Here is a 6,753-nt window from a genome sequence, read left to right as displayed (position 1 = left end):
CACGGCGAGCCCCGCGAGAGCCCCCGCGACGGCGAGCACCCCGCCCGCGCCGAGACGTTCGCCGAAGCCGAACCGCGCCCCCAGCGCGATCAGGACGGGCCCGCAGCCGAGCGCGACGACGGTCGCGACCGCGAGTCCGGTGTCGCGCACGGCGAGGAAGTACGTGGACTGGAAGACGGCGAGCACGAGCCCCTGCACGAGCGTCCGCCCGAGCCCGTCCCGCACCCGGGCGGCGGGGCGGGGGCGGGACGCGGCGGGCCGCAGGGCGCGCGCCGCGAGGAGCAGCGCGAGTCCGCCGACGTACCGCCAGAAGGAGAGGGCGAGCGGGCCGAGCCCGGAGGAGCGGTAGAGGAGCGCGGCGGCGGCACCGGCGGTGCCCCAGGCGAGCCCCGCGACGGCGAGGGAGAGCAGGCCGCGCCCCACGGGGCGGCCGGAAACTGCGTACGACACGAGAAGGTTCTCCGCGAGAAGTCAGAGGATGCCGGGCGCCGAAGCGGCGTGCCGGGACTTCTGCGGGCAGCACGAAGGACGTCCGCGCCCCACGTCGTACGGGGACGGAACGGCCGGGTGGCCTCAGCCCGCGCTCAGCGGGCCGGCGGCGAGAGAACGAGCGCTCGTGCGTACACGGTGATCACCCTAGGCGGCGGAAAGCGCGGCCGTACAGCCGAGGGGCGGGGCACCGTCATGGTGCGATCCCCATGCGCGGCCAGGCCGTGCCGCCCCCTCTCTCATGGCGCGTCCGGGACTTCCTCCCGCGCCTCCAGCGGTACGGTGCCGCCCGCCGCGACCGTGCGGGGCTCGCCCGTGGCCGCCGGGGTGGCCGTCTGCGCGACGAACGCGCCGACGAGGACCACGAATCCGCCCGCGAGCTGGGGCGGCGAGAGGTGTTCGCCGAGCAGTACCCAGGCGAGCACGGTCGCCACGACCGCCTCCAGGCACGCCACCACGACAGCGACCTGCGGCGAGAGGCTGCGCACCGAGACGACCCCGGTCGCGTACGCGACGACGGTCGCCACGAGCACGATCCAGGCGAGCAGCAGGAACGCGGCGACCGGCGTCCCGTCCATCTCCGCGCGCCCGCCGAGCACGCTCCAGTCCATCCCCCAGGGCCGCGCCACGAAGGTGAGGACGACGGCGCCGACGAGGAGGCCGTAGGCAATGACGCCGAGCGGCGAGGGCGGGGCCTGCCCGGAACCGGCCCGTCCCGCCGTCTCCGCCGATGCCGGCGGATCTGCCGAATCCGCGGATGCCGCCGGGCTGGTCGGCTCCGTCCCGTGGTCCGACAGAACGAAGTAGCCGACCTGGCAGCAGGCGGCGCCGAGCGCGAGCAGGAGACCGAGCGCGTCGAAGCGCAGCCCCGCCCACACCTCCACGACGCAGGCGAGCCCGCCGACCGCGAGCACGACCCCGACGGCCGCGGCGCGGCTGACCGGCCTGCGCTGCACGCACCGCACCCAGCCGAGCACGAGCGCGGGCGCCAGGTACTCGACGAGCAGCGCCACGCCGACCGGGATGCGGGAGATCGCGGCGAAGTAGCACGCCTGGACCCCGGCGACCGCGAACAGCCCGTATCCGAGCAGCAGTGCGGGCCGCGCCCTGGGCAGCGCGCGGTGCCGCCAGGCGACGGGGAGCAGGACGAGTGCCGCGCCCGCGACCCGCAGCCACACGACGTGCAGCGGGTCGAGCCCGGCCTCGATGAGCGGCTTCGCCGCGACCCCCGAACCACCGAAGGCGAGCGCGGACACGAGCGCGAGCCCCAGTCCCACACTCTTGCGCTCCCGCGTCCCCGTCCCGCTCATCGTCCCGCCCTCCCGCCCGGGCCCCTTCTGGCCGGGCGAACGGGGCCATCATGACAGGAGGCGTCAGGCGCGTCACGCGCTTCGCTGCTGACGGGGTGAGGGCTGGAAGGCGGGCGCTCCTACGGTTCGCCGTGCCGGGCGCGCAGCTCCGACACGTCGAGGGGCCTCACGTACTCGTCCCCCTCCTGAGGGCCCGCCTCGTCCTCCTCCAGCGCGGCCAGCAGCGGCTCGGGTTCCCCGCCCGCGTCCCGCAGCAGCGCGACGGCGCGGCAGTCGGGGTCGGCGGCGAGGGCGGCGAGGAGGTCGACGGGGCGGGGATCGCGCGTCCCGCCGCGGGTGGCCGCGCGTTCGCGGGCCCGGTGCATGGCGAGGCTCGCGGCGGGGGACCAGCCCGTGTGCCCGAGCACGGGCAGGCTCCCCGAGTCCTCGACTGTGCCCTGCCAGCGCAGCCCGTACCCGATGCTGCGCTGCACGAGCAGTCCGAGGAGGCGGGCCAGGTGGGGGCGGAGGACGTCGCGGCAGCGCGAGTCCTCCTGGAGGAGGGAGTGGAGCAGGTGTGCGGTGTCGATCTGCTCGTCGCCGTCGCGCACGGCGCGGCGGCGAGCACCCGAGACGACCCCGGCGAGCGCTCCGCTCAGCCCCGCGCCGGGGTCCGGGGCGGTGTCAGGGGGGCCGGGTACCGAGAAACTGCAAGGCTGCACGTCCTCCACTTCACCACAGAGGCGCCGCCGGATCATCGGCGGACGGGACTGTTCCCGCCTCCCGCGCAGGGTGGGGCTTTTGACCGGCTCCCTCCTCCTTGCGGAGGAGATCTCCCCCCCACCCGGCGGAGACGGGAACGGCGAAGGACCCCGGACGCTCTCCCACGTACGGGGTCCTTCGCCGGGTCGTCCGCCGGGGCCGCGGCCCCGGCTCTCACTCACCGGAGGGACGCTCGCCCGCGGCGTCGTCCTTGCCGCTGCCGGCATCCTTCCCCGTGCCCTCCGGCTCCCCGTCCTCGGCAAGGATGAGGTAGAGGCGCTTGCGGGTCTCGTTCAGGACGGCGACGGCGCGGTCGCGCTGCTCCTTGCTGCCGGTCTTCCAGACCTGCCCGAAGGCTTCCATGAGCCCGAAACCGGCCTGGCGGATCTCACCGAGAGCCTCCCAGTCGACGCCCTTGCCGGCCTCCTCCCAGGGGGCCTCGGGTCCGTCCTCGGCGGCGGTGCGGCCGTCGTCGGTGAGCGCGAAGAGCTTCTTGCCGCCCTCGCTGCGACTGACGATGAGGCCCTCGTCCTCCAGGAGCTGGAGGGTCGGGTAGACCGAACCGGGGCTCGGCTTCCAGGCGCCGCCACTGCGCTCGGCGATCTCCTGGATCATCTCGTAGCCGTGCATCGGGCGGTCCTTGAGGAGCGCGAGGATCGAGGCACGCACGTCACCGCGTCGCGCCCTCCCCCGCCGTCCGCCGGGCCCGCCCGGGCCACCGGGCCCGAAACCGCCGGGGCCGCCGAACCCACCGGGCCCGCCGAAGAACCCGCCGAAGCCGCCGGGACCACCACGGCCCCCGTGACCGGGCCCGAACGGCCCGAAAGCGGCCCGCCGCCCCTCGTACTCACCGTGCCCGCGACCGCCACCGTGATGACCGCGCCCGCGCGCCTCTCCCATGTCGCGCATCGCGCGCATGGCCTGCATGCCGTTCTCGAAGTCGTGTCCGTAACCACGCATGACACTCACTCCTTCTCTTCATCGACCACGCCACCGACCTTCGGAGACGCATCGCGATCCATTCGCGATGTCTCAACGATATATCGATGAACAGTCGAACGCAAGCACCGCCGAGTCACTACGGCCGTCTGCCCGTGATCGGCTGATCGCGCCTGGTGGTTGTCGCGGGTCAGGACATCGGTGACGGCGCATAGTGGTCGGCAAGGCTGGTGGCGAGGTCGCTGAGGTGAGCCCTGACCTCGGTGGGGCCGTGCACCGTGACCGCGCTCCCGAACGGCAGGAGCGCCCGCACGTCCTCCAGACGCCGGAAGCGGATCGTCACCTTGTGGCCGGTCGCGGGGTGCGCGTGGTCGTCCCGGACGAGTCGTTGGCCGAAGATCCGTCGCGCTCGCTCGATCTGGCTCTGGTCGATGGTGGCGCTGACCTCTATCGCGTGGTGGTGTTCCCACTGCTCGATGAGCGCCGCGGCGACGGTGGCCAGGGTCTGGCCCTCGCGGATTCGGCGCGGCTGGTCGACTTCCTTCCACGCCGTGATCCGTTCGAGCCGGTACATCCGTGGCCCTCGGGCACAGTCGGCGACCAGGTACCAGATGCCGGCCTTGGCGAACAACCCGTAGGGGTCCACGACCAGTTCGCACGGGCGTGGCTCGCGTGAGCTGTCGTACCCGATCCGTAGCCGACGACCTCGCCGCACCGGGCCGATCAGCGAAGCCGGAGAGGTGCCGGACGTATGTGCCTGGAGCCAGGGACGGCTGTCCACGTGCACCACGTCGGTGAGCGGCAGGAGTCCAGGAGTTCGACGTGACGGTGCGGCGGCGAGCTTGGAGAGCGCCCGCCGGCTCTCGACGGAGGCGTCGAGCTCCGCGCGTTGCTTCTCGTCCAGCCCGGTGAGCGACAGATGATCACGCTCGTCCGGTGTGAGTCGCGTGAGGTCGGGCCCGGACCCGGGCAGCATGGTCACGCCTCCGAGACGGCCCCGTCGCACGGTCACCGGCAGACCGGCGTCGCGGAGCCAGTTCAGGTCCCGGGTGATGGTGCGAAGGGACACCCCGAGCGCCGAGGCGAGTTCCCGCGTGGTCACGGCGTCCCTCGACGCGAGGAGCAGCATCAGGGAGAAGAAGCGGTCTGGGGTCACACCCCGATTTTCTTCAGGAATCGCGACACGATGCGGCGCATATCCCGGTCAGGCTGATGGACGCGTATCCACGACCTGCGAGAAGGAACGACCATGACCACATCCGTCCTGTCCATCGTCTACGTGAACGACGCTCCCGCCGCGGCCCGTTTCTACGGCGACCTCCTCGGCATGAGCCCCTCGTTCGAGACTCCGGGATACATCACCTTCGACCTCGGGCCGGGCGCCGACCTCGCACTGTGGTCCGGCCAGTTCGAGAATCTGGCACCGGACGTCCCGCGCACCGGTGAGGTGTGCCTGGCCCTCCACGGCGGTGGGCCCGACGAGGTCGACGCCCTCTTCAGGCAGTGGCGGGCCAAGGGCGTCACGATCCTGCGCGAGCCTCATGACCTGGGGTTCGGGCCGACCTTCCTCGCGGCCGATCCCGACGGGAACCGTATCCGCGTGGCACCGCGGGCCTGAGAGGCAACGATGCGGCAGGCGCCGGCCCAGCCGCCGTTGCCGTAGGCCGTCCGCAGGAGCCGGCCCGCCCGGCGCGGGGATCGGTGGGTGACTTCGCCTCCACCGGGACACCGCGGAACGCGCATGGCCTCGGGGCCGAGGGAGTCCATCGCCGCGTATTCGCCGGGACGGGCCAACCGCCGAGCACTTACCGTGTGTTCGCCGCCCCGGCGCCCGAGTGAAGGGACCCCTTCCGTGCCGCAGTCCGAGACCCCCGCCGTCCGCACCCCCCGCGAGGTGCTGGCCCGCTACTACCAGGCCATGCTCGACAAGTCGGCGGACGCTCTCGCCGACCTCTACGCCCCCGACGCCGTCCACGAGTTCCCCTTCACCTCGCCAGGCTTCCCCACGCGCTTCGAGGGGCGCGAGGCCGTGCGCGCGGGGTACGCGGCGGCCTGGGGCGCCAGTCCGGTGCGGGTGCGGGAGGTCCGGCGGGTCTCGGTCCACGACACCGGCGATCCGGAGGTGCTCGTCGCCGAGCACGTCGTCGTGGCGACGCTGCCCGACAAGGCCGATGCCGTGTTCACGGTTCCCGGCCTGCTGGTCCTGCGCGTGCGCGACGGGCTGCTCACGCACGTACGCGACTACATGGACGGGCTGGGGCTCGCCGGCGGGAAAGCATGAGGGCCTGAGGACGCGGGGGGACGCAGGGGGCGGAACCGTTCCGTCCCGCCGCCCCGTCCTTCCCCCCATGAACCCGCCCGAGATCACCGCAGACCTCCTCCGCGCGCTCCTGCGCGAGCAGTTCCCGCACCTCGCGGAGCTTCCGCTGGGGGCCGGCGCGCGCGGCTGGGACTACCAGGTGTGGCGGCTCGGCGACGAGCTGGCGGTGCGCGTGCCGTGGGCGACGGAGCGCGCCGACGCGTTGCTGCGCGAGGAGCTGGCGTGGCTGCCCGCGCTCGCCGAGCGCCTGCCCCTGCCCGTACCGAGACCGCGGTCGCTCGGGAAGCCCTCGGCTCTCTTCCCCCGCGCCTGGATGATCACCACGTGGGTGCCCGGCGAGCCCGGCGACCACGTGCCCGCGACGGACGGTCCCGCCACGGCCGCCGCGCTCGCCGCCTTCCTCCGTGCCCTGCACCGTCCCGCCCCGCCGTCCGCCCCCACCGGCCACTTCGGGCGCGGAGCCCCGCTCTCGGGGCAGGGCGACGGACTGCCGCACGGCTTCGCCGAGGCGGTCGGCAAGGGCCTCCTCGCGGAGCCCGACGCCGTACGCGCCGTCTGGCAGGACGCGCTCGCCGCGCCCGGCTGGACAGGGCCCGCGCTGTGGCTCCACGGCGACCTGCACCCCGCCAACGTCGTCACCGCGCGGGGCACCCTCAGCGGCGTGATCGACTTCGGCGATCTGTGCGCGGGCGATCCGGCCTGCGACCTCGCGGGGGCCTGGAGCATCGTTCCGGAAGGCGCGCTCGACGCCTTCCTCGCCGCCTACGCCCCCGACCCCGCCCTCCTGCGGCGTGCCCGCGGCTGGGTGGTGGCCCGCTCCGTCGCCGCCCTCCACGTCGCGGACGCCGGGGAACACGGCCGCCCGGGCGGCAAGACCTCCTGGGGCCCGCCCGCGCGCGCCGCGCTCCGCCGCGTGATCGCGCACGGCTGAGATCCGGGCACCCTCAGCCGCGG

The 6,753-nt window shown here is 74.0% G+C and carries 8 protein-coding genes; 3 read left to right on the top strand and 5 right to left on the bottom strand.

What is annotated here, in order from left to right; all coding sequences use genetic code 11:
* The 5 genes from G3I42_RS14070 to G3I42_RS14050 form a co-directional block, all read right to left on the bottom strand.
* Positions 1-450: EamA family transporter (locus G3I42_RS14070; RefSeq protein WP_164285894.1), on the bottom strand; the 450-nt coding region annotated here is incomplete at its 3' end.
* A gap of 278 nt (positions 451-728) precedes the next feature.
* Positions 729-1,799, bottom strand: a complete 1,071-nt coding sequence (locus tag G3I42_RS14065) for an EamA family transporter (protein ID WP_164285892.1) — start codon at positions 1,797-1,799, stop codon at positions 729-731.
* 119 nt (positions 1,800-1,918) lie between these two features.
* Positions 1,919-2,536, bottom strand: coding sequence for a Clp protease N-terminal domain-containing protein (locus G3I42_RS14060; protein ID WP_164285890.1), 618 nt, complete (start codon positions 2,534-2,536; stop codon positions 1,919-1,921).
* 178 nt (positions 2,537-2,714) lie between these two features.
* Complete coding sequence (locus G3I42_RS37580) at positions 2,715-3,467, bottom strand: PadR family transcriptional regulator (protein ID WP_239096438.1); 753 nt, start codon at positions 3,465-3,467, stop codon at positions 2,715-2,717.
* Between the two features lie 202 nt (positions 3,468-3,669).
* Entirely contained in the window at positions 3,670-4,635 is a 966-nt protein-coding gene (locus G3I42_RS14050; RefSeq protein WP_164285888.1) for a WYL domain-containing protein, read from the bottom strand.
* A 93-nt stretch (positions 4,636-4,728) separates the two neighbouring features.
* Between G3I42_RS14050 and G3I42_RS14045 the strand changes: the two genes are divergently transcribed.
* From G3I42_RS14045 to G3I42_RS14035, 3 genes are all read left to right on the top strand, one after another.
* A complete protein-coding gene (locus G3I42_RS14045; protein WP_164285886.1) occupies positions 4,729-5,097 on the top strand; it encodes a VOC family protein in 369 nt (122 codons plus the stop codon).
* A 234-nt stretch (positions 5,098-5,331) separates the two neighbouring features.
* Complete coding sequence (locus tag G3I42_RS14040; protein ID WP_343244541.1) at positions 5,332-5,760, top strand: nuclear transport factor 2 family protein; 429 nt, start codon at positions 5,332-5,334, stop codon at positions 5,758-5,760.
* Between the two features lie 67 nt (positions 5,761-5,827).
* A complete protein-coding gene (locus G3I42_RS14035; RefSeq protein WP_164285882.1) occupies positions 5,828-6,730 on the top strand; it encodes a phosphotransferase in 903 nt (300 codons plus the stop codon).
* The last annotated feature ends 23 nt before the right edge of the window (positions 6,731-6,753 follow it).

The sequence above is a fragment of the Streptomyces sp. SID11385 genome, assembly GCF_010548245.1.
Taxonomy (GTDB): Bacteria; Actinomycetota; Actinomycetes; order Streptomycetales; family Streptomycetaceae; genus Streptomyces.
The sequence above is the reverse complement of the archived record's forward strand: the minus strand, read 5'-3'. Positions and strand labels throughout refer to the sequence as shown.